This is a genomic window from Micromonospora sp. WMMD1128 (assembly GCF_027497235.1).
Lineage (GTDB): Bacteria > Actinomycetota > Actinomycetes > Mycobacteriales > Micromonosporaceae > Micromonospora.
Genome location: NZ_CP114902.1, coordinates 4,895,096 through 4,917,213 on the forward strand (window position 1 = coordinate 4,895,096; position 22,118 = coordinate 4,917,213).

Here is a 22,118-nt window from a genome sequence, read left to right on the forward strand (position 1 = left end):
GTACGCTCGCTGCTGGACGGCGCGCCGCAACCGCCGGCCGGGTAGGAAGTGACCGAAACGATCTTGTCGGAGGTAGCCTCGTGCCCGGTTCCCGCCTGCTCATCGGCCCGCTGCTGCGTCGGGTCGTCGACACGCGGGCGACGATCTGGGTGGAGACGAGCGCGCCCGCGGTGGTCACCGTCCGCACGGCCGACGGCGCGGGCGGCAGCGCGCCCACCTTCTCCGCGTACGACCACCACTACGCGCTCGTGGTGGTGACCGGGCTCACCCCGGACGCCGCCACCCGGTACGAGGTGCTGATCGACGACGAGGTGGCCTGGCCACTGCCGGACAGCGACTTCCCGCCCAGCGTGATCCGCACCCGCGCGGCCGACGACGCCGACCAGCCGGTGAGCCTGGTCTTCGGCTCCTGCCGGGAGACCACCCAGCACTCCACCGCGCGCAAGCTGCCGCCGGACGCGCTCGACGCGTACGCCCGGCGGGTGATGGCCGCGCCCGAGGAGGTCGCGCTGCCCGACCTGCTGGTGCTGCTCGGCGACCAGGTCTACGCCGACGAGACCTCGCCGACGGTGCGCAAGCTGCTCAAGCGGCGCCGCCGGCGGCCGAAGGACGCCCCGGCGACCCAGGTGGTGAGCTTCGACGAATACACGAAGCTCTACCTGGAGTCCTGGCGCGACCCGGAGATCCGCTGGCTGCTCTCCACCGTGCCGAGCGTGATGATCTTCGACGACCACGAGGTCATCGACGACTGGAACACCTCACAGTCGTGGCGGGCGGACATGCGCGAGCAGCCGTGGTGGGCCGAGCGGATCCGCAGCGGCCTCGCCTCCTACTGGGTCTACCAGCACCTGGGCAACCTGAGCCCGGACGAGATCGCCGCCGACCCGGTGTACGCGAAGGTGACGGCCGCCGAGGACGCCACCGGCGTGCTGCACGAGTTCGGTGAGCGGGTGGACACCGAGGCCGACCTGGCGCACGACACCGAGCGCTGGCGGGCCGTGCAGTACCAGTGGAGCTACGCGCTGGACCTGGGGCGGACCCGCCTGGTCATGCTGGACAACCGGTCCAGCCGGGTGCTGCTGCCGGGCCACCGGGCGATGCTGCCGCCGGGCGAGTGGTCCTGGTTCCTGGACCAGGCGCACGGCGCCTACGACCACCTGGTGGTGGGCACCTCGTTGCCGTGGCTGCTGCCGCCGGGCATCCACCACGTGGAGGCGTGGAACGAGCGCCTGGCCGACTCCGACCGGCCCTGGGTGGCTCGGCTGGCCGAGCGGATGCGCCGCGCCTGGGACCTGGAGCACTGGGCGGCGTTCACCCGTTCCTTCGACGCGCTCGGCGACGTGTTCGCCCGGCTGGGCAGCGGCGGCGCGGCGCGCACCGGCGCCCGGGTGGGCGCCGGGCCGGCGTACCCGCGCCCGGCGTCGATCAGCGTGCTCTCCGGCGACGTGCACCACTCGTACGTGGCCCGGGCCCGGTTCGCCGACCGGGGCGTCCGCACGCCCGTGCACCAGCTCACCTGCTCGCCGATCCACAACCAGGTGCCGGCCGCGATGCGTCCGCTGATGACGCTCGGCTGGAACCCGGGTCCGGCCGGCGCGACGCGGGCGCTGGCCCGGTCGGCCGGGGTACGCCGGCCGCTGGTGCGGTGGCGGAAGCTGGCCGGTCCCTACTTCGGCAACGCGGTGGCCACGCTCACCCACCGGGGCCGGTCGGCCGCCGTGGTGATCGAGGGCACCACCAGCGGGGGCGAGCTGCGGCCGGTGGCGCGCCAGCGGCTCACCGACGGGGAATGACTATCCTCTGAGCGTGGACGAGCCGCTGCGCGCCGTGGAAGACGAACTGACCGCGCTGTTGCGTCGCGGCCGGGCGCTGTCCTGGGAGATCGCCCGCGAGGTCCACCCGAACCTGGAGCCGAACGCGTACGGGCTGCTGCTGTGGCTGCGCCGCTCCGGGCAGATCCGCCTCACCGACCTGGCGGTGAAGCTGGGCATCGGCAAGGGCACGCTGAGCCGGCAGATCGGCGGCCTGGAGGCGCTGGGCCTGGTCCGGCGCGACCCGGACCCGACCGACCGGCGGGCCGCCCAGCTCAGCCTCACCGAGGAGGGCACCCGGCGGTTCGACGGGGCGCGGGCGGCCCGGCTGGGCCAGATCCGGCGTTCGCTCGAAGACTGGCCGAAACAGGACGTGGCGGACTTCGCCCGGCTGATGCACCGGTTCAACGAGACGTTCTGACCTGCGCCGCCGGGGAATAGGACGCGCACCACTCGCGGTTGTTGCTTTGGGCAACCAAACCATACGGTTGCCCAAGGCAACGCTCCACCTTCCCCCTTCGGAGGCACTCCACGATGACCCAGGCGACCGCGCCCACCCGGGCGACCGCCGTCGACATGTCCCACCGGCAGATCCTGGAGGCGCTCTCCGGCCTGCTGCTGGGCATGTTCGTCGCGATCCTCTCCTCCACGGTCGTCTCGAACGCGCTGCCGCGGATCATCACCGACCTGCACGGCACCCAGTCCGCGTACACCTGGGTCGTCACCTCGACCCTGCTGGCGACCACCGCGACCACCCCGATCTGGGGCAAGCTCGCGGACCTGACCAGCAAGAAGATCCTGGTCCAGCTCGCCCTGGTGGTCTTCGTGCTGGGCTCGGTGCTGGCCGGGCAGGCCCAGACGACGGGCGAGCTGATCGCCTGCCGGGTGGTGCAGGGCGTCGGCGCGGGCGGCCTCACCGCCCTCGCCCAGGTGATCATGGCGACGATGATCGTTCCGCGCGAGCGCGGCCGGTACAGCGGCTACCTCGGCGCGGTGATGGCCGTCGGCACCATCGGCGGCCCGCTGATCGGCGGCGTGATCGTGGACACCGACTGGCTCGGCTGGCGCTGGTGCTTCTACGTCGGCGTGCCGTTCGCCGTGCTCGCCCTGATCGTGCTCCAGCGGACGCTGCACCTGCCCGTGGTCAAGCGCAAGGTGACCATCGACTGGTGGGGCGCCACCCTGATCACCGCCGCCGTCTCGGTGCTGCTCATCTGGATCACCCTGGCCGGCGACAAGTACGACTGGATCTCCTGGACCAGCGCGGCCATGGTGACCGGCGCGATCCTGCTCGGGGCGCTCGCCGTCCGGGTCGAGCAGCGGGCCACCGAGCCGATGATCCCGCCGCGGCTGTTCCGCAACCGCACCATCACACTCGCCGTGCTCGCCAGCATCGCGGTCGGCGTCGGCATGTTCGGCGCCTCCGTCTTCCTCGGGCAGTACTTCCAGATCAGCCGCGGCGAGAGCCCGACCATGGCCGGCCTGATGACGCTGCCGATGATCGGCGGCCTGCTCGTCGCCTCCACCGTGGTCGGCCGCATCATCACCAGCACCGGCCGGTGGAAGCGTTGGCTGGTGACCGGCTCGACGCTGCTCACCGCCGGCTTCGCGCTGATGGGCAGCATGCGCCAGGACACCCCGTACTGGCGGCTCGCGATCTTCATGGCGCTCATCGGCCTCGGCCTCGGCATGACCATGCAGAACCTGGTGCTGGCCGTGCAGAACACCGTCGGCACGCACGAGCTCGGCGCGGCCAGCTCGGTCGTGGCCTTCTTCCGCAGCCTCGGCGGCGCGGTCGGCGTGAGCGCGCTCGGCGCGCTGCTCGGCCACCGGGTGACCGGCTACCTGGCCGACGGACTGAGCCGGCTGGGCGTACCGGCGGCCGGCTCGGGTGGCGGCGGCGCGCTGCCGGACGTGCACGCGCTGCCCGCGCCGATCCGCGCCGTGGTGGAGTCCGCGTACGGGCACGGCGCCGGTGACATCTTCCTGGCCGCCGCCCCGTTCGGGCTGCTCGCCCTGATCGCCGTGGTGCTGATCCGGGAGGTGCCGCTGCGCCGCACCAACCGCGACCCGGTCTCCGCCGAGGTCGAGCGGGAGTCGACAGTCGCCGCCGGCAACGACGCGGTGGTGATCCGGACCGGACGGCGGGACTGAGACGATGGACGCGCCGGAGCGTGAGCGGTACGGCCCGCAGGCCCGGCCGTTGCCGTTCGAGCGGGGCACCGACGGGCCCCGGGTGGTGCTCGTCGGCGTGGACGGCACCCGCACCTCGCTGCGGGCCGCCGCCTACGCCGCCGGGCTGGCCCGCCGGCAGGGCTCCGGACTGGTGGTGGTGTTCGTCAGCTCGCCGCCCCCGTACAGCGGGATCATGTCCGGCGTGGTGGCCGGCGCGGTGCAGCAGACCCACGACGAGCTGGCCGACGAGCTGCGGGCCGAGTGCCGGCGCGGGGCCGAGGAGCTGGACCTGCCGGTGACGTTCCTGTGCCGGCGCGGCGACGCGTACGCCGAGCTGTGCCGGGCCGCCGACGAGCACCGGGCCGACCTGGTGGTGGTCGGCTCCTCCGAGCAGGCCGGTCACAAGCTGGTCGGCTCGGTCGCCACCCGCCTGGTCCGCACCGGCCGCTGGCCGGTCGTCGTCGTCCCCTGAGGGTGTAAGGAGGGGGCCCCGGTTAACGCATAGCGTTGTACCGGGGCCCCCGCTTAACATCCGGCACCATGACCTGGACCGCACCCGACGTTGACCGCCGCCACGAACCCTTCATCGCCGACGAGCGCGCCATGCTGCAAGGGTGGCTGGACACCCACCGCGACACGCTGCGGCACAAGTGTGCCGGGCTGACCGCCGAGCAACTGCGCACCCGCAGCGTGGAGCCGTCCGGGCTGACCCTGCTCGGGCTGGTGCGGCACATGGCCGACGTGGAGCGCTGGTGGTTCCGCGTCCGCGCGGCCGGCCAGGAGCTGCCCGACATGTACGACTACGACAAGGACCCGGACGCCGACCTCAACGACATCGCCGACGCCGACCCGGCCCAGGCGTTCGCCACCCTGGTCGAGGAGATCGAGGCGGCCGACCGGGCAGTGGCCGACCTTCCGCTTGAGCACACGTTCCCGCACACCCGGCGCGACGGAGGCACCCGTGAGATCAGCCTGCGCTGGGTCTACGTGCACATGATCGAGGAGTACGCCCGGCACAACGGCCACGCCGACCTGATCCGGGAACGCATCGACGGCGTCACCGGCTCCTGATCCGCCCCACCTGACCCGCCGGCGGCCGGGGTGTGACCACGGACCGCCAGGTCGGCGCGTACCCACCACTGTGCACGCAAGGTCACCGCCGGTTGGCGGGCGGCTGATAATCTTCGATTAATGGACACAGTGGTGAGTCGGTTCGTCACCTTCGACGACGACAACGACTCGACCGAGGAAGCCACCCGCCGCCTGCACCGGGAGTTGCACCAGCTCGACGGCGTCAGTTCGGTCCACCCGGCGACGTCGACCGCGGTCGCGCCGGACGGCGCCCGGGGCGGCGAACTCGTCGAGCTGGGCACGCTGCTCGCCGCCCTGACCGCCCAGGCGGACCTCGTCGTCGAAGTGCTCCGTGTCGTCGGGGACTGGCAGCGGCGGCGCGGTCGCGGCCGGGTCGAGGTGCGCATCGGCGACAACGAGCTGGTCCTGGAGAACGCCACCCCCGACGAGCAGCGCCGGCTGATCGCGGCGTTCATCGACCGGGTGTTCCCACCGGAACGATGAGACGCGCGCTGATCATCGCGAACGAGGCGTACACGGATCCTCACTTCGCTTCCCTCCCCGGCGCCGTGGCGGACGCGGACTCCCTCCGCGAGGTGCTGGAGAACGCGGCCATCGGCGCCTTCGACGACGTTCGCGTGTCACGTAACCGCACCGTCCACGACATCGGCCGGGCCGTCGCCGTCTTCTTCCACAAAGCCAAGCCCGACGACCTGCTGCTCCTGCACGTCTCGGCGCACGGGCTGAAGGACGCCCGCGGTGACCTGTTCTTCGCCGCACGCGACTCGGAACACGACAGCCACCTGATCCGGGCGACCGCGTTGTCGGCCGCCGACATCCGGCACCAGATGGCGGACAGCCGGGCGAAGCAGATCGTCGTGCTGCTCGACTGCTGCTACAGCGGCGCCTTCGCCCACGACGCACGCGCCCGGGGCGCACGCGCCACCGACCTGACCGTGCCGTTTCAGGCGCGCGGCCACGTGGTGATCACTGCCTGCGCGGGCACCGAGCTCAGCTTCGAGCGGGACGGGCAGGGCGTGTTCACCCGGGCGGTGGTCGAGGGGCTGCGCACCGGCCGGGCCGACCGCAACGGCGACGGGGTCATCGACACCGACGAACTGCACCAGTACGTCACCGACCGGGTCGCTGAGGCGCGCACCCGGCAGCGGCCCACGCTCTCGGTCTACCGGAAGGAGGGGGTGATCCGGGTGGCGTGGGCGGGTCGGGTGCCGCCGCCCCCACCGCCGGGCCGCCGACCCGGGCTGCTCGCACGCCTGGCCGCCGTGGTGACGGGCCGCCGCGGCTCGCTGCCACGCCGGCTCGTGGTGCCGGCCCTCGCGCTCTGGGCGCTCCTCTGCGGCGCCGTCGGCCACGCCGGCCCGGTCGGGGCCGCCGAAGCCGGCTGCTTCCAACCGCCGATGGTACGGGTGGCCACCTCGGCCACGAGCCTCGATTCCTACCGTGAGGTGGCGGACGCGTTCGAGCAGTGGTCGGCACGGCAGCACCGGGGCTGCCCGCTGGCCCGGCTCTACCTCTATCCCGCGGCGGCCGACGACGTGCGGGCCGGCGTCGGCGCCAACTGGACCCCGCCCGGCCAGCCGGGTCACTCCTACCTTGAGGACGTCGGGCCGCACCCGGACCTGTGGCTGCCGGAATCGAAGAACGACGTGGACCGGCTGGGTCAGGTCGATGCGAACCTGATCGAGGACACCGACGAGATCGCCGCGTCGCCGGTGGTGCTCGGCGTACCGCAGGCTCAGGTCGCTGCCGGTGGCGCCGTCGACGGCGATCGCCGGATGGGTAGAACCTGGTCGGAGCTGTTCCACCGCTTCGCCGGTGGCAGCGGCGTGGTACGCGGAGATCCGGCCGTGTCGGCACCCGCCCGCCTGGCCACCCACGCGCTCTACGGCGGTGAGCGGAAGCTGGCGTCCCCGTCGGCGGCCCGGCAGGACGTCGAACTGTGGGTGGACCGGGCGCTGGACTCCGGCGCGTACCCGATCGGTGACGACCTGGCCGTGCTCTGCCGGCAGCGAATCCGGGCGGTGGCCGCCCCGGTCGCCACCGCGGGGGTCGACGCACCGGCCGTGATCCTCACCGAGCAGGATCTGGTGCGCTACAACCAGGGCCGGCCGTTGGGCGCCGGTTGCCCGGCCCAGCAGACGCCGCCGGCGCCCGAACGGTTGCAGGCGTTCTATCCGTCCGACTCACACGTGCTCTTCCGCACGGTCACCCGGCTCCACTGGCCGGACGCGGTGCAGAGCCCCGCCGTCCGGGCCGGGGCGTCGAGCTTCGCCCGGTGGCTGTCCGACGAGGAGGAGGGCCAACAGGCGCTGCTCCGGGTCGGCCTGCGTCCGCTGGGCGTGTCCGCCAACACGCCCCTGGACCGCACCCACGGCGCGATGTTCGACTGGCCCTTCGGCAAGGTTCGGGACCTGAGCGAGCTCAACGCCGGCGAGCAGGACCGGGTGCGGGAGGTCTACCGGCGCGCGCACCGGCCGGGGCGAGTGCTTGTCGCGCTGGACGCGTCCGGCTCGATGCGCGAGCCGAGCGAGGACCGACGCCGCAGCCGGTTCCGGGTGGCCGTGGACGGGGTCGAACGGTCGCTGGAGCGGGTCGGCGAACGGGACGAGTTCGGCCTCCTGACCTTCTCCACCGTGGCCGCCAACGCCCGGCAGATCGTGCCGATCGGTCCGAAGAAGGCTGCGGGCGCCGGCAGCCTGGGTGCCGAGGTCGCGCGGATCCGGCCCGCCGGCGACACCCCGCTGCACCGGGCCATCCAGCAGGGTGCGGCCCAACTCCGGGACGGCGGCGGCGAGGCGTTGCGCGCGCTCGTGGTGGTCACCGACGGCAGGGACACCAGCGGACAGCGAGCGCCCACCCTGGCGGAACTCTCCGGCGTGCGGCTCTACGTCCTCGCGGTGGCGGACGCGACCTGCGCCCGCTCGCCGCTCGACCGCCTCGCGCAGGGCACCGGCGGGGACTGCTACGACACCCGGACCGACCGCCTCGACGCGACGCTTGACGGGTTGTTCATCGCGCTGTGGAAGGGAGTGGACTGATGCCACGGACGCCGAGCACCGGCTCGACGCCACGGAACGACCGGCGACGCTGGTGGTGGGCGTTCGGGCTCGGGTTGATGAGCGGCGCGCTGGTGGCCGCGCTGACGTCCGTCCTGGTCTGGCGGGTCGCCGGGCCCAGGAGCCCGGAGCCGGGTGACCTGCTGATCCTCACCGGTCGAGACGACAGCGAGGGCCAGCAGCGGCAGTTCCTCATCGACCTCTGGAACACGGCGAACCCCGGCAACCAGGCCAAGATGATCTCCCTGTCCGAGACGGCGGACGCCCAGTACGCCGAGATGGTCAACCGTGGCGAGAAGAACGGGAAGGACGACGGCACGGAAATCGACGTGTTCAATCTCGACGTCACCTGGACCGCGGCGTTCGCCGAGAAGGACCTCCTGCGCCCGATCGACGAGGGCGGGCTGGCCGACCGGCCGGACGAGGTGTTCCTCAAGCAGCCGCTGCGCACCTGCCGCTACCGGGACCGGCTGTGGGCGTTGCCGTTCAACACCGACGCCGGGCTGCTCTACTACCGCAAGGACCTCGGGCTGAAACCCCCGTTCGACTGGCCGGAGATCGAGGCCGAGTCGGCCCGGCTGCTCCCGAGGACGCCCGGGCTCACCGCCGGCTACGCCGGCCAGCTCGGCGACTACGAGGGGTTGACCGTCAACGCGTTGGAGGCCCTCTGGGCGCACGGCGGCGACCTGCGCGTCGACGACCAGGGGAACGCCTCGATCGACCCCAAGCGGCTGGCCGCCGCGCTGAAGCCGCTCACCCCGTCCGACGCCGGGCCGTCCGTGGCGTTCGGCGAGGAGCGCGGGCAGCAGACCGAGGAACAGAGCCGGCAGACGTTCGCGGACGGGCATGTCGCGTTCATGCGCAACTGGCCGGTCGCGTACCGCAGGTTGACAGGTGACGACGCGACGTCGGGACCGTCGCCGGCCGCCTCGAAGGACACGACGGCGATGACGGAGGCGGCGAAGAAGGTCGGCGTCGCGGCCCTGCCCGGGCCGAGCGTGCTGGGTGGCCAGAACCTGGCGATCGCCCGGCAGACCGGACAGCCCCGGGCGGCCCAGTTGCTGATCGAATATCTCACCGGGGAGCAGAGCCAGCGGACGCTCTTCGAGAAGGGCGGCTTCGCCGCGACCCGGGCCGTCGTCTACGAGGACGTGGACATCCAGAACGAGTACCCGTACCTTCCGCTGTTGCTGGAAGCGATCAAGACCGCCCGGCTCCGGCCGGTCTCGCCGCAGTACGTCAACTTCAGCCGGGTGCTGCGCGGCTATGTCGGAACGGTGCTCGACGGGAAAGGCAGCCTCCCGGACGACCTGGCCCAACGACTCACCGACGCCCTGCACGGCAAAACGCCGCCCAGCCCCGCCCCGGACTGAGGCGCGGCCACCGGCTCAGTACGCCAGCGCGGCCCGCAGATAGCGCAGGTCGGCCGGCCCGCTCCACCGGTGTGCGGAGAGGCCGGCGACGCGGGCGCCGGCCACCGCGCGGTCCTCGTCGTCGACGAAGAGCACCCGGGCCGGCGGGGTGTCGAGCGCCGCGCAGGCGACCTGGAAGTATTCCTTCGCCGGCTTGTGCACGCCGACGGCGGAGGAGTTGACCACCACGTCCAGCTCGTCGGTCAGGCCCAGCCCGGCCAGGTCGGCGTCGAGCAGGTCGGTGGCGTTGGTGCCCAGCCCGACCCGGATGCCGGCGGCCCGCGCCTCACGGACGAACGCGAGCACGTCCGGGTCGACCTCGCCGCGGTAGCGCTGCCACTGGTCGACCGCGGCGCGGGCCCGGGCCGGGTCGCCGACCGACGGGGTCAGCGCGTCGGCCACGCTCGCCATCCACGCGGCGTGGCTCATCTGCCCGACGAGCACCGGCTGGAGCAGCCCCCAGGACATCGCGATCTCACCGAGGACGCCCTCGGTCAACCCGTACTCCCGCTCGACGCCGGCGGCCACCGCCGGGTCCCAGCGGCGCAGCACGCCGTCGAAGTCCACCAGGAGCGCCGTGGCGCGTTCCCGACTCACTCGTCTGTCTCCTGCCCGTCGTCCTCGGCCCGGTTGAGCCGCTGGCTGATCACCTGCGTGACGCCGCTGCGCATGGTCACGCCGTAGAGCGCGTCGGCGATCTCCATGGTCCGCTTCTGGTGCGTGATCACGATCAGCTGGCTCTTCTCCCGCAACTGTGCCAGCAGGGTGATCAGGCGGCCCAGGTTCACGTCGTCGAGCGCCGCCTCCACCTCGTCCATGATGTAGAACGGGCTGGGCCGGGCGCGGAAGATCGCCACCAGCATGGCCACCGCGGTCAGCGACCGCTCGCCGCCGGAGAGCAGCGAGAGCCGCTTGATCTTCTTGCCCGGCGGCCGGGCCTCGACCTCGACGCCTGTGGTGAGCAGGTCCTCCGGTTCGGTGAGCACGAGCCGGCCCTCCCCGCCGGGAAAGAGCACGGTGAAGACCTGCTCGAACTCCCGCGCCGTGTCCTCGAACGCGCTGGCGAAGACCTCCAGGATCCGCTCGTCCACGTCCTTGACCACGGTGAGCAGGTCCCGCCGGGTGGCCTTCAGGTCTTCCAACTGCTCGGAGAGGAACTTGAAGCGCTCCTCAAGCGCGGCGAACTCCTCGAGCGCGAGCGGGTTCACCTTGCCGAGCAGGGCCAGCTCCCGCTCCGCCTTGGCGGCCCGCTTCTCCTGCACCGGCCGTTCGTAGCGGACCGGCTCGGGCACCGGACGGCCGTCGGACTCGGCGAGCGCGACGTCCGCGTCGGTGGGCGGGACGAGCTGGTCCGGGCCGTACTCGGCGACGAGCGTGGCCACGTCCAGGCCGAAGTCCTCGGCGGCCTTGGCCTCCAACTGCTCGATGCGCAGCCGCTGCTCGGCGCGGGCCACCTCGTCCCGGTGGACCTGGCTGGTGAGCCGTTCCAGCTCGGCGGCGAGTCGCTTGGCCGCGCCGCGTACCTCGGACAGCTCGGCCTCGCGGGCGGCGCGCTCGCGGGCCACCGCGTCGCGGTGCTCCTCGGCCCGGGCGATCGAGACGGTGAGCCGGGTGAGCGCCTCCCGGGCGCCGCCGACCACGGCGCGCGCGATCTGGGCGCCGCGGGTGCGGGCCGCGCGCCGGGCCGCCGCGCGTTCCCGCGCGGCCCGCTCCGCGGTCGCCTGCCGGGCCAGCGAGTCGGCCCGGCCGGCGATCGACGCCACCCGTTCCTCGGCGGTACGCACCGCGAGCCGGACCTCCATCTCGTTCTGCCGGGCCGGCGGCACCATGGCGGCGAGCTGGTCGCGTTCCTCGGTGGACGGTTCGGCGTCGATCGGGGTGACCTCGGCCAGCCGCAGCCGTTCCTCCAACTCGGCGAGCGCCTCCAGGTCACGGGCCCGGGCCGCCTCGGCGCGGGCCCGGGACTCGCCGAGCCGGTCGGTCTCCGCCCGGGCCGACCGGGCCGCCGCGCCCAGTTCGGCGAGGCGGCGGGCGGCGGCGTTGCGGTGGCTCTCGGCCTCCCGCTTGGCGGCGGCGGCGTGCTGCACCGCCTCCTTGGCACTCGTCACCTCGGCCCGTGCCTCGGCCAGTTGCTCGCGCAGCTCGGCGGCGGCGTGCTCGGCGGTGGCCCGGTTGGTCCGGGCCTCCTCGACCGCGGCCTGCACCTCGATGAAGCTGGGCGCCCTGGTCGATCCGCCGGCCGCCGCGTACGCACCGACCACGTCACCGTCCGGGGTGACGGCGCGCAGTTCCGGGTTCACGGCGACCAGCTCGGCCGCGGCGGCGAGATCGTCGACGAGCGCCACGTCGCGCAGCGCGCGGTGCACGGCGGGACGGATATCGGCGGCGCACTCCACCAGGTCCGGCGCCCACCGGGCGCTCTCCGGCAGCTTCGGTCGCAGCGCGTCGGCGGAACCGTCCATGCCCGGCCCGGCGGGGCTGCCGACAAGCAGCCCGGCCCGCCCGGCATCGGTGATCTTGAGCAGTCGCATCGCCTCGACCGCCTCGTCCACGCCGGTGACCGCCACCGCGTCGGCGAGCCCGCCCAACGCGGCGGCGAGTGCCGCCTCGTCGCCGGGGGCGACGGTGAGCAGACCGGCGAGGCTGCCGAGCAGGCCGGGCACCTGGTCGGCGCGGGACAGCAGCGCGCCCGCGCCGTCCTTGCGGCGCAGGCCCATGGCGAGCGCCTCCTCGCGGGCCTTCCAGGTGGCGGCGTCCTTCTCGGCGGCGCGCTCGCCGTCGGTCAGGCTGCGTACCGCCGCCTGGGCCTGCTCGTGCACGGCCACCGCCTCGGCGTGCCGGGCGTCCAGGTCGGCGTTGTCCCGGTCGGCCTCGGTGGACTGCTCGGCCACCGCGTCCAGGTCGGCCTGCGCCTTGTCGGCGCGACCGAGTGCGTCGGTGTGCGCGGCGGCGAGCCGTTCGATCTCCTCGCCCGCGCTCGTGGTGCGGGCCCGGGCGGAGTTGACCTGGCCGGTCAGCCGGGCCAGCCCTTCGCGCCGGTCGGCGATGGCCTTGGCGGCCGTCACCAGCTCCCGCTCCGCGGCGGCGAGCTGCCGTTCCAGCTCCTGCCGGTGCTCGACCGCCTCGGCGAGCCGGACCTGGTCCTCGGTGAGCGCGGCGCGCAGTTCCTCCTCCTGCTCGCGGACCCGCCGCGACTCCGCCTCCAACTGCTCGGGGTCACGGCCGGGGCGTTCGTCGTCGCCGGTGGCGCTGAGGTGGCGCAGCCGCTCGCGGGCGAGCTGCTCGATGGAGCGGAACCGTTCCTGCAACGCGGAGAGGCGGTACCAGGTGTCCTGCGCCGCCGCGAGCAGCGGCGCGTCCTCGGCCAGGGCCGCCTCCAACTCGCCGAGGCGACCCTGGTCCTCGCCGTGCTCACCTTCGATCTGCTCGCGCCGGTCGCGCAGCGCGGTCTCGTCGGCGATCTCCTTGTCCAACGTGGTCCGCAGCGTGTGCAGGTCGTCGGCGAGCAGCCGGAGCCGGGCGTCGCGCAGGTTGGCCTGGATGGCGGCGGCGCGCCGGGCCACCTCGGCCTGCCGGCCCAGCGGCTTGAGCTGGCGGCGCAGCTCGGCGGTCAGGTCGGTGAGGCGATTGAGGTTGACCTGCATCGCGTCGAGTTTCCGCAGCGCCTTCTCCTTGCGCTTGCGGTGCTTCAGGACGCCCGCCGCCTCCTCGATGAACGACCGCCGGTCCTCCGGCTTGGCGTGCAGCATGCCGTCGAGCCGGCCCTGCCCGACGATGATGTGCATCTCCCGGCCGATGCCCGAGTCGGAGAGCAGCTCTTGGATGTCGAGCAGGCGGCAGGAGTCGCCGTTGATCTCGTACTCGCTCTCGCCGGAGCGGAACATCCGGCGGGTGATGGAGACCTCGGTGTACTCGATCGGCAGCGCGCCGTCGGTGTTGTCGATGGTGAGGGTGACCTCGGCCCGGCCCAGCGGCGCCCGCCCGGCGGTGCCGGCGAAGATGACGTCCTCCATCTTGCCGCCGCGCAGCGCCTTGGCGCCCTGCTCGCCGAGCACCCAGGCGATGGCGTCGACGACGTTCGACTTGCCGGAGCCGTTCGGGCCCACCACGCAGGTGATCCCGGGCTCCAGCTTCAGCGTCGTGGCGGAGGCGAAGGACTTGAAGCCCTTGACCGTCAGGCTCTTGAGATGCACCTTCTCGATCCTCGTCCGGTGGCCGCCGTACCGTCGCCGGCTGCGCGGACCTGGTGAACCCGCAGACTAACCCGGGACCGGGACCCCGGCGGCACGCGACCCACCCGGCCTGCGTCGCGCACCGCCGCCGTCGCTTGCCGAAATCGCAAGATCACAATTCCGGGCGCAATTCCCGGGGCCGCCGACAAGATCGATAATTGCGGTCGGCGGCAGAACGGGTACGCACATGGCTGCGCGCCGGCACTGAAGTGTCGGCGCGCTTTTCGGTGTGGTGCGATTCAGTTTTCCGGCGACCGGAACTCAGGTCAGCGCGGGCTCGGCGAGACGGAGGAGGTCGTCGGCCTCCGCCGCTGCCGCCGCGAGCCGATCGTTCTCGGCGCGCAGACGCGTGATCTCGAACTCCAGTGCCTGAACCCTGGCACGCAGTCGGGTGACCTCGTCGAGCAGACGCCGGTCGGACGCTGCACCTACGTGGCCGTAGAGGGCCTTCGCCATGCTGAACTCCTCGATATGCGCTGCCGGAAAGGCCGGCCAACGCGCGCCCATGATGTTCGCGGCTGCCATTCCCGGGATATCAGGGCGTGGCTGGGCGCGACTGGCGACACCTACATATTGAGCCGAACCCCCCTCGTTCGTCAAGTTGACGCAGGCCGTAGATCATCTCCACGTCGGCCGGGCCACTCGTCGGGGGGCTGCCACAAGGGCACGGACACGCTCTGTCCGGACGCCTTCACTGTACGCCCGGGATTACCCGATCACCTCACCCTTCCGTCTGCTTCGCCTTAACTCTTTCTTAGCCACGTTGCCGCAGCTTCGACCGCGCCCGTAGCGTCACCCGGGCTTACCACCGACCCGTGGAGGGGACAGGCGTGTACCGCTGGACCGACCCGATCGACCCGGACGACGCCTCCCGGCGCCCCGAGCCGTCCCCGACCGACAACGGTCCGGCGTGGCCCACCGGCCGGCCCGAGCCGCAGTCGTCGTACCTCTTCGGGGACGAGCCGGCCCACCCGCCCGCTCCCCGGCCCGGCCGGTACGGCGACACCGGCGGACACGGCGACACCGGTCGGTACGCCGACACCGGCGGGTACGGCTACGGCCCGGCGCCCGACGCCCGCCCGACCGAAGCGTGGCCGGACCACGACCGGACCGCCGCGTGGCCGGGACACGGCCACCCGCAGTCGGGGTACGACGCCGCGCAGACCGGATACGACGCCGCGCAGCCGGGGTACGACGCCGCGCAGGCCGGATACGGCCACGCCCAGCCCGGATACGGCGCCGGGCAACCGGCGTACGGCCACCCGGCGCCGTTCGAGCCGGTCGGCGCCGGGCAGCCGGGGCGGGACCGCTGGAACGGCGAGGAGCAGCCGACCGGCGGCTGGGACCGGCCCGAGGCAGCCTGGCAGCCGGCGACCGACGTCCCCGTCGACGACAGCCGGCACCGCCAGAAGCGGAGGCTGTCCCGTCCGCTCGTGATCGGCGGGGCCGCCGCCGTGGCGACCCTCGCGGTGAGCCTGGGAGTGGGTGCCGTGCTGCTGCCCGGTGGCGACGGTCCGGCCGAACGCACCGCCGCCGACGCGCCGCTGGCCGTCGCCCCGGACGGACCGGAGCAGACCGGGAGCGCGCCCCCCGCCGACGCGCTCGTCCCCGAATCGGCCAGCCCGTCGGCCGTGCCGACCACCGTCAAGCCGAAGCCGAGCCCGACGAAGAAGATCGCGCCGAAGCCGAGCCGGACCACCGCCCCGTCGCGGCAGCGCGAGCGGGACAGCACGCCGAGCAGCACCGCCGCGCGGACCACCTCCTCCTCGGGCGGGCTCAGCGCCGAGCTTCAGCAGGTCGTCGACCTGGTGAACCAGGAGCGGGCCAAGGCCGGATGCAAGGCGCTGAGCGTCGACACCAAGCTGACGCTCGCCGCCCAGCGGCACAGCCAGGACCAGGCCGACCACAAGAAGATGACGCACGACGGCAGCGACGGCAGCAACGTCGGCCAGCGGCTCGACCGGGTCGGTTACGCCTGGCGGGCGTACGGCGAGAACGTCGCCTGGAACCAGCAGAGCCCGGCCTCGGTGATGGACGCCTGGATGAACTCCGAGGGGCACCGGGCCAACATCCTGAACTGCGGTTTCACCCAGATCGGGGTGGGCGTGGCGCGCAGCAACGGGCCGTACTGGACGCAGGACTTCGGCACGCCCCGCTGACCGGCGCGTCGTGACCGGGCCGGCGCTCGTTGACCGGTCGGGGGCGGCGTCGGGCCGCCCGCGTCCGGGGAGCGGTCGATGCGGATCCGGCCGGCGTACGCCGTGCCGCGTTCCCGGCCGGCCCGCGTCCGCCGACGCGGGCCGCGCCGGGGCGTGGCGCTGGCGTTGACCGCGCTGCTCGTCGCCCCGATGCCCGCCTGCGGAAAGCAGGTCACCGTGCCGCCCGGTGCGCCCACCTCTTGGCCGACCGCGTTGTCGACCCGCTGGAAGTGGCAGTGGCAGCTCACCGGTCCGGTGGACGTCGCGGTCGACGCCGACGTCTTCCTGCTCGATCCGGTCCGGACCACCTCCGCAGAGACCGCCTCGCTCCGCGCCCGCGGCCGTCGGCTGGTCTGTCTCGTCCGGGCCGGCACGTCCGCGACCGGCGACCCCGATGCCGCCCGTTTCCCGGCCGCGGTGCGCGGCGCGGCGGTGCCGGGCCGACCGGGGAGCCGGTGGCTCGACGTCCGGCGCTGGGACTTGCTGGCGCCGGTGCTTGCCGACCGGTTCCGGCTCTGCCGGGGCAAGGGCTTCGGCGCGGCGGCGTTGTCCGACGTGGACGGCTATCGGTACCGCTCCGGCTTCCCGCTGGGCTTCGACGAGCAACTGTTGTTCAACCGCCGGCTGGCCGGGCTGGCCCGGCAGTTCGACCTCTCCCCCGGCCTGGTCGACGACGTGGCGCAGGTGGCCGCGCTGGCTCCCGACTTCGACTTCGGGGTCAACCAGGAGTGCGTACGCCGCCGCGTGTGCGCGAAGCTGCTGCCGTTCGCCGACGCCCACAAGCCGGTCTTCCACGTCGAGTACGCGGGCGAGCCGGCCGCGTTCTGCGTCACCACGGTCGGCTACGGCTTCGCCTCGATCCGCAAGGACCGGCGGCTGGACGCCTGGCGGGAACCCTGCCCGCTGCCGTGAGGCCGGGTGGGGGCCGGACCGCCGACGGCCCGGCCCCCCACGGTCAGGGGACGGCGACCAGCTCCGGCGCCGGGGCGGGGGGCGGCTCGGGCGGCGGGGTGGTCGAGCGGCGGCGCAGGAAGCGCGGCGCCCACCAGTTCGCGTCGCCGAGCAGGGTCATCACCGAGGGCAGCACCACCGCCCGGATGATCGTGGCGTCCAGCAGGATCGCCGCCGCCAGGCCGATGCCGAGCTGCTTGAAGTCGATCATGCTGAGCGTGGCGAAGATCGAGAAGACCCCGACCATCACGATGGCCGCGCTCGTGACCACGCCGGCCGAGGACGTGATGCCGTACGCCACCGCGTCCCGGTTGGGCACGCCCCGGTCGACCGCCTCGCGGATCCGGCTGACCACGAAGACGTGGTAGTCCATGGAGAGCCCGAACAGCACCACGAACAGGAACAGCGGCAGCCAGGCGACGATCGCGTCCATCGAGGTGAACCCGAGCAGCCCCTCCGCCCAGTGGCTCTGGAACACCAGCACCAGCAGCCCGTACGCGGCGCCGGCGGAGAGCAGGTTCAGCAGGATCGAGGTGAGCGCCACCACCACCGACCGGAACGTCCACGCCATCACCAGGAACGTCAACGCCAGCACGAACGCCGCGACCACCGGCAGCTTCGCCCAGATGTGGTCGGCGTAGTCCTCGCTGGCGGCCACCCCGCCGCCGACCGCGTACTCCACGCCCGGGATGCTCCCGAGCGCGGCCGGGACCAGGTCGTCGCGCAGTTCGTGCAGGGACCGGGACGCCTCGTCCGAGCGGCTGGCGTACGGGGTGGCCATCTCCAGCACCGACACCCGCCGGTCGTCCGACACCTGGATCTCCGGGCCGTCCCCCTCGGCCGGCGCGAAGAGCGGGTCGGCGGCGGCCCGGCCGGCCAGGCCGGTGAGCGCGGCCCGCACCCGGTCGGCCTGGTCGGCGGGGGCCCGCACGGCCACCGTGTGGCTGGTGCCACCGTTGCTCGGGAAGGCCGCGGCGAGCCGGTCGTACGCCTGCATGGCCGCCGTGGTGCGCGGCACGTCCTCGGTGCCGGGGAACTTGAGCTTCATGCCGAGCGCGGGCGCGGCCAGGGCGAGCAGCAGCCCGACCGAGATCACCAGGGTGGCCACCGGAGCGCGCAGCGCGGGCCGGAGCACGGCCGGCCAGAACCGGGGGCGGGCGGGCTGCCCGGGCCGGCCGCCGCGCGCGGCGGTGAGCCGCCACAGCAACGGCACCCGGGGCCGGTCGACCCAGCGGCCCAGCTTCGCCAGCAACGCCGGCAGTACGGTCAGCGAGCCGATCACCGCCACCGCGACCACCAGGATCGAGCCGACGGCGAGCGACGAGAAGATCGCGTCCTGGGCGAGCAGCAGACCGCCCATCGAGATGATCACGGCGGTGCCGGAGACCACCACGGCGTGCCCGGAGGTCTCCGCCGCGATCTCCACCGCATCCAGGCCGGACCGGCCCTTGGCCCGTTCCTCACGCTCACGCCGCACGTAGAACAGCGAGTAGTCCACGCCGACCGCCATGCCGATCAGCAGGATGACGCTTGCCGTGGTGTCGGTGGCCGGCACCAGGTGTGAGGCGAGCGTGGAGAGGCCCATCGCGGCGGCCACCGAGGAGAGCGCGAGGAGCACCGGCACGCCGGCGGCGATCAGCGCCCCGAACGCGATGATCAGGATCGCGAGCGTCACCGGCAGGCTGAGCAGCTCGGCCCGCTTGAAGTCGTTGCCGAGGGTCTCGTCGAGCGCCTTGTCGATGGACGGGCCTCCGACCTCCTCCACCCGCAGCTCGGGGTGGGCCTGCTGCACCGTCGCGGTGGCGTCCCGCAGCGGCTGCACCCGGTCCGCGGCGGTCTCCGGGTCGCCGGACATGGTGATCGGCAGCAACAGCGCGGTCCCGTCCCGCGACGACACCGGCGTACCCACCGAGGCCACGCCCTCGACCTGCCGCAACCGATCCGCCGCGTCCTGCGCGACGGCCTTCGCGGCGGCCGGGTCGAGCGTCCCCGACCGGGCGGTGATCAGCACGTTCTCGGTGGCCTGGTGGTGGAAGTCGCCACTGTCGACGATCAGCTCGGCCCGCCCGAACTCACCGATCGCCTGGTCCGCGTTGCTGGCCTCCCTCAGCCCGGCGGCGCTGCCGCCGACGAAGCACACCGCGACGAACACCACCCACAGCGCGATGGCCCGCCAGGGATGCTCCGCACTCCACCGCGCCAACCGCACGGTCACCGGTCGCCTGCCCATATCCGGGGTCCCCCTTCAGCCGTCGGCCCCGTGCCGACGCTGGAGACGCTAGGCATCCGGCGGGGGCCGGACATCGGGGAACGGCCCCGGCTCGTCCCCGATAGGGCTGGCCCTACCGGGCGGCCGGAACCGGCCGCACCGATCACCGGAAAAAGGGCGATTCAGGGTACGTTCCGGCGCGCCGCCGGGGACCGGACGGCGCAGCACACCGGCGCAACCCCGAGGCGGCTCGGGGTCATCCCCGGAGGGCGCCCCGGGGACGCGGCTGGCAGCGCGGGCAACTGTAGGAGGAACGGTTCATGAACGCCTCGCGCCGGATCGGGGCGCCGCAGCGCGGGCAGGGCTCCCCCTCCCGGCCGTACGCGTTGAGCGACCGGTCGAAGTAGCCGCTCTCGCCGTTGACGTTGACGTACAGCTCGTCGAAGCTGGTGCCGCCCTGCTTGATCGCCTCGCCGAGCACGTCCCGCACGTGGCCGAGCAGGCGCAGCGCCGCCGGGCGGGTCAACCCGTCGGCCGGCCGTACGCCGTGCAGCTTCGCCCGCCACAGCGCCTCGTCGGCGTAGATGTTGCCCACCCCGGAGATCAACGTCTGGTCGAGCAGCGCACGTTTGATCTCGGTGCGCTTGCGGCGCAGCGCGGCCACGAACGCCTCGTCGTAGAACTCCGGGTCCATCGGGTCCCGGGCGATGTGCGCGATCTCGACCGGCAGATCCGCCCCGCCCGCGGAGACCGACAGCCCGCCGAACGTGCGCTGGTCCACGAAACGCAGCTCCGGCCCGTCGTCGGCGAACCGGAACCGGACCCGCAGATGCAGCTCGTCGGCCGCGCCGACCGGTTGGAGCAGCAGCTGGCCGGACATGCCCAGGTGGCCGATCACCGCATCCCCGCTGTCCAGCGGCAGCCACAGGTACTTGCCCCGGCGGCGTACGTCCGTGATCGTCCGACCGGCGAGCACGTCGGCGAAGTGCGCGCCGCCCGGCGCGTGCCGGCGTACCGCCCGGGGGTGGCGCACCTCGACGGCGGTGATCCGCCGGTCGACGACCCACTGGGCCAGTCCCTGCCGGACGGTCTCCACCTCGGGCAGCTCAGGCACGGCCGGCGCCCGCCTCCGCGTCCTCCGGAGCCGCCGCGTCCGGAGCGGTCACGTCCGGAGCGGTCACGTCCGGAGCGGTCGCCGCCGGATCCTCCGGCGCGGTCCCGGCCTCGGCCCGCGCGGCGGCCTCCGCCTGCTCGGTGAGCATCCGCCACGCCGACTCGGCGGCCCGCTGCTCGGCCTCCTTCTTGCTGCGCCCCTCCGCGCCGCCATAGCGGTTACCGGCCACCACGACCCAGGCGGTGAACGTCTTGAGGTGGTCCGGCCCGGTGCCCTCGATCCGGTATTCCGGCACGCCCAGCCCCAGCGCGGCGGTCAACTCCTGGAGGCTGGTCTTCCAGTCCAGCGCCGCGCCCCGGCCCGCCGACTCCGCCATCAGCGGGTCGAAGAGCCGGTGGATCACGATGGCGGCGGTGTCCAGGCCGTACTGGAGGTAGATGGCACCGAGCAGCGCCTCCAGCGTGTCGGCGAGGATGCTCGCCTTGTCCCGCCCGCCGGTGGCCTCCTCGCCCTTGCCCAGCAGCAGGTACGCGCCGAGCCCGTCCGGGCCCAGGCCGCGCGCCACGTCCGCGAGCGCGCGCATGTTGACCACGCTGGCCCGCAGCTTCGCCAACTGTCCCTCGGGCAGGTCCGGGTGGTTGTGGAAGAGCGCGGTGGTGATCACCACGCCGAGGACCGAGTCGCCCAGGAACTCCAGCCGCTCGTTCGTGGGCAGGCCCCCGTTCTCGTACGCGTACGAACGGTGGGTGAGCGCGCGCTCCAGCAGCTCCGGGTCGAGCGACACCCCGAACGCCGTCTCCAGGTGGCCGACGGGAGCACGCCGCCGCTTCTCGTTGGTCATGGTGCTACCTCGGTGTCGTTGCGGTCAGGTGCGGGATCGTGCGGGATCTCGGCGAGCAGCGCGCGGACGGTGCCGGCGGCGTCGCGACGCCAGAGGTGGGCGGCGAGCGCGATACCCGAGGCGACGTCCTCCGGGCCGGCCGCGCCGTGGCACACCACCACGGTGCCGGCCACCCCGAGCAGGGCCGCCGCGCGCGGCACACCGCCGTTCGCCGGGGGCCCGCCGGCCATCGCGTACGCGCCCTCGATCGCCTTCAACAGGACGTTTCCGGTGAACCCGTCGGTCACCACCACGTCGGCGCGGGCGCCCAGGGAGATGTCGTACCCCTCGACCAGGCCGACATAGCGTCCCCCGCAGGGCAGCGGCACGGCGGCCAGCGCGGGGTCGGCGGCACGGCGCAACCGGTCGCCCTTGCCCGCCTCGTGGCCGACGGAGAGCAGCCCCACCCGGGGCGCGGTGACGGCGTGCGCCACGGCCGCGTAGGCGGCGCCGAGGACGGCGTGCCGGGCCAGCGTGGCGGGGCCGGGTTCGAGCGTGCCACCGACGTCCAGCAGCACCACCGGGCCCGCGACGGCGGGCAGCGTGGCGACGAGAGCGGGTCGGCGTATCCCGGGCCAGCGACCGAGGCCGAGCGCGGCGGCGGTGACGGTGGCGCCGGTCGAGCCGGCGGAGACCACGGCGTCGGCGAGCCCGTCGTGGACCGCCTGCACCGCCGTGCGTACCGTGCTCTCGCCGCGTGCGGCGGTCGGGTCGTCGGCCATGCCGACGGCGGCCCGCACCGGGCGGACCGTGACCCGGGCGCGTTGCGCCGAGTCGAGCACGCCGATCAGCCCGTCGGCGACCTCGGTCGGGCCGACGAGCAGCAGGCGCAGGTCAGGGTCGGTGCGCACCGCCCGCAGAGCGCCGTCAACCACGACGGCGGGAGCATCGTCCCCGCCGAGGAGGTCGACGGCGATCCGCGCGGTGCCCGGCTCCGACGGCCCGCCGGTCACGGAACGACCGGCGGCGGAGGGAGCCGGGGCACCGG

At 73.6% G+C, this 22,118-nt stretch carries 17 protein-coding genes; 10 read left to right on the forward strand and 7 right to left on the reverse strand.

Annotation, left to right across the window (positions count from 1 at the left end):
• Positions 1–80: 80 nt before the first annotated feature.
• The 8 genes from O7602_RS21760 (at position 81) to O7602_RS21795 (ending at position 9,507) form a co-directional block, all read left to right on the forward strand.
• Positions 81–1,793: an alkaline phosphatase D family protein gene (locus O7602_RS21760; RefSeq protein ID WP_281584468.1), complete on the forward strand. Its 1,713-nt coding sequence runs from the start codon at positions 81–83 to the stop codon at positions 1,791–1,793.
• A 13-nt stretch (positions 1,794–1,806) separates the two neighbouring features.
• The gene (locus tag O7602_RS21765) at positions 1,807–2,232 is read left to right on the forward strand and encodes a MarR family transcriptional regulator (protein WP_281584469.1); all 426 of its coding nucleotides are present in this window, start codon (positions 1,807–1,809) and stop codon (positions 2,230–2,232) included.
• A 113-nt stretch (positions 2,233–2,345) separates the two neighbouring features.
• Positions 2,346–3,965: an MDR family MFS transporter gene (locus O7602_RS21770; protein ID WP_281584470.1), complete on the forward strand. Its 1,620-nt coding sequence runs from the start codon at positions 2,346–2,348 to the stop codon at positions 3,963–3,965.
• A 4-nt stretch (positions 3,966–3,969) separates the two neighbouring features.
• Positions 3,970–4,458 carry a universal stress protein gene (locus O7602_RS21775; RefSeq protein WP_281584471.1) on the forward strand — a complete coding sequence of 163 codons (489 nt, stop codon included), beginning with the start codon at positions 3,970–3,972 and terminating at the stop codon, positions 4,456–4,458.
• A gap of 68 nt (positions 4,459–4,526) precedes the next feature.
• Positions 4,527–5,057, forward strand: coding sequence for a DinB family protein (locus O7602_RS21780; RefSeq protein WP_281584472.1), 531 nt, complete (start codon positions 4,527–4,529; stop codon positions 5,055–5,057).
• 120 nt (positions 5,058–5,177) lie between these two features.
• Entirely contained in the window at positions 5,178–5,561 is a 384-nt protein-coding gene (locus O7602_RS21785) for a hypothetical protein (RefSeq protein WP_281584473.1), read from the forward strand.
• Positions 5,558–8,116: a caspase family protein gene (locus tag O7602_RS21790; RefSeq protein ID WP_281584474.1), complete on the forward strand. Its 2,559-nt coding sequence runs from the start codon at positions 5,558–5,560 to the stop codon at positions 8,114–8,116. Before O7602_RS21785 ends, O7602_RS21790 begins: the two co-directional genes overlap by 4 nt.
• Positions 8,116–9,507, forward strand: coding sequence for an extracellular solute-binding protein (locus O7602_RS21795; RefSeq protein WP_281584475.1), 1,392 nt, complete (start codon positions 8,116–8,118; stop codon positions 9,505–9,507). The genes O7602_RS21790 and O7602_RS21795 overlap by 1 nt, the downstream gene beginning before the upstream one ends.
• 15 nt (positions 9,508–9,522) lie before the next feature.
• Here O7602_RS21795 and O7602_RS21800 read toward each other — a convergent pair whose 3' ends face one another.
• The 3 genes from O7602_RS21800 to O7602_RS21810 all read right to left on the reverse strand — a co-directional run bounded on the left by O7602_RS21800 (position 9,523) and on the right by O7602_RS21810 (position 14,234).
• Positions 9,523–10,143 carry an HAD-IA family hydrolase gene (locus tag O7602_RS21800; protein ID WP_281584476.1) on the reverse strand — a complete coding sequence of 207 codons (621 nt, stop codon included), beginning with the start codon at positions 10,141–10,143 and terminating at the stop codon, positions 9,523–9,525.
• Positions 10,140–13,739 (reverse strand): chromosome segregation protein SMC, encoded by a 3,600-nt coding sequence (gene smc, locus O7602_RS21805; RefSeq protein ID WP_281584477.1) that lies wholly within the window; start codon positions 13,737–13,739, stop codon positions 10,140–10,142. The genes O7602_RS21800 and smc overlap by 4 nt, the downstream gene beginning before the upstream one ends.
• Before the next feature lie 300 nt (positions 13,740–14,039).
• Complete coding sequence (locus O7602_RS21810) at positions 14,040–14,234, reverse strand: hypothetical protein (RefSeq protein WP_107156252.1); 195 nt, start codon at positions 14,232–14,234, stop codon at positions 14,040–14,042.
• 359 nt (positions 14,235–14,593) lie between these two features.
• On the opposite strand from O7602_RS21810, the gene O7602_RS21815 reads away from it, so the two are divergent.
• Positions 14,594–15,937, forward strand: a complete 1,344-nt coding sequence (locus tag O7602_RS21815; protein ID WP_281584478.1) for a CAP domain-containing protein — start codon at positions 14,594–14,596, stop codon at positions 15,935–15,937.
• A gap of 78 nt (positions 15,938–16,015) precedes the next feature.
• Positions 16,016–16,888, forward strand: a complete 873-nt coding sequence (locus tag O7602_RS21820) for an endo alpha-1,4 polygalactosaminidase (RefSeq protein WP_281584479.1) — start codon at positions 16,016–16,018, stop codon at positions 16,886–16,888.
• Positions 16,889–16,931: 43 nt separating this feature from the next.
• Here the strand turns inward: O7602_RS21820 and O7602_RS21825 are convergent, their stop codons facing one another.
• From O7602_RS21825 to O7602_RS21840, 4 genes are all read right to left on the reverse strand, one after another.
• Entirely contained in the window at positions 16,932–19,157 is a 2,226-nt protein-coding gene (locus O7602_RS21825; protein WP_281584480.1) for an MMPL family transporter, read from the reverse strand.
• A gap of 235 nt (positions 19,158–19,392) precedes the next feature.
• Positions 19,393–20,250, reverse strand: a complete 858-nt coding sequence (mutM, locus tag O7602_RS21830) for a bifunctional DNA-formamidopyrimidine glycosylase/DNA-(apurinic or apyrimidinic site) lyase (protein WP_281584481.1) — start codon at positions 20,248–20,250, stop codon at positions 19,393–19,395.
• Positions 20,243–21,091 (reverse strand): ribonuclease III, encoded by an 849-nt coding sequence (gene rnc, locus O7602_RS21835; protein ID WP_281584482.1) that lies wholly within the window; start codon positions 21,089–21,091, stop codon positions 20,243–20,245. The genes mutM and rnc overlap by 8 nt, the downstream gene beginning before the upstream one ends.
• The gene (locus O7602_RS21840; protein WP_281584483.1) at positions 21,088–22,083 is read right to left on the reverse strand and encodes a phosphate acyltransferase PlsX; all 996 of its coding nucleotides are present in this window, start codon (positions 22,081–22,083) and stop codon (positions 21,088–21,090) included. Before O7602_RS21840 ends, rnc begins: the two co-directional genes overlap by 4 nt.
• Between the last annotated feature and the right edge of the window lie 35 nt (positions 22,084–22,118).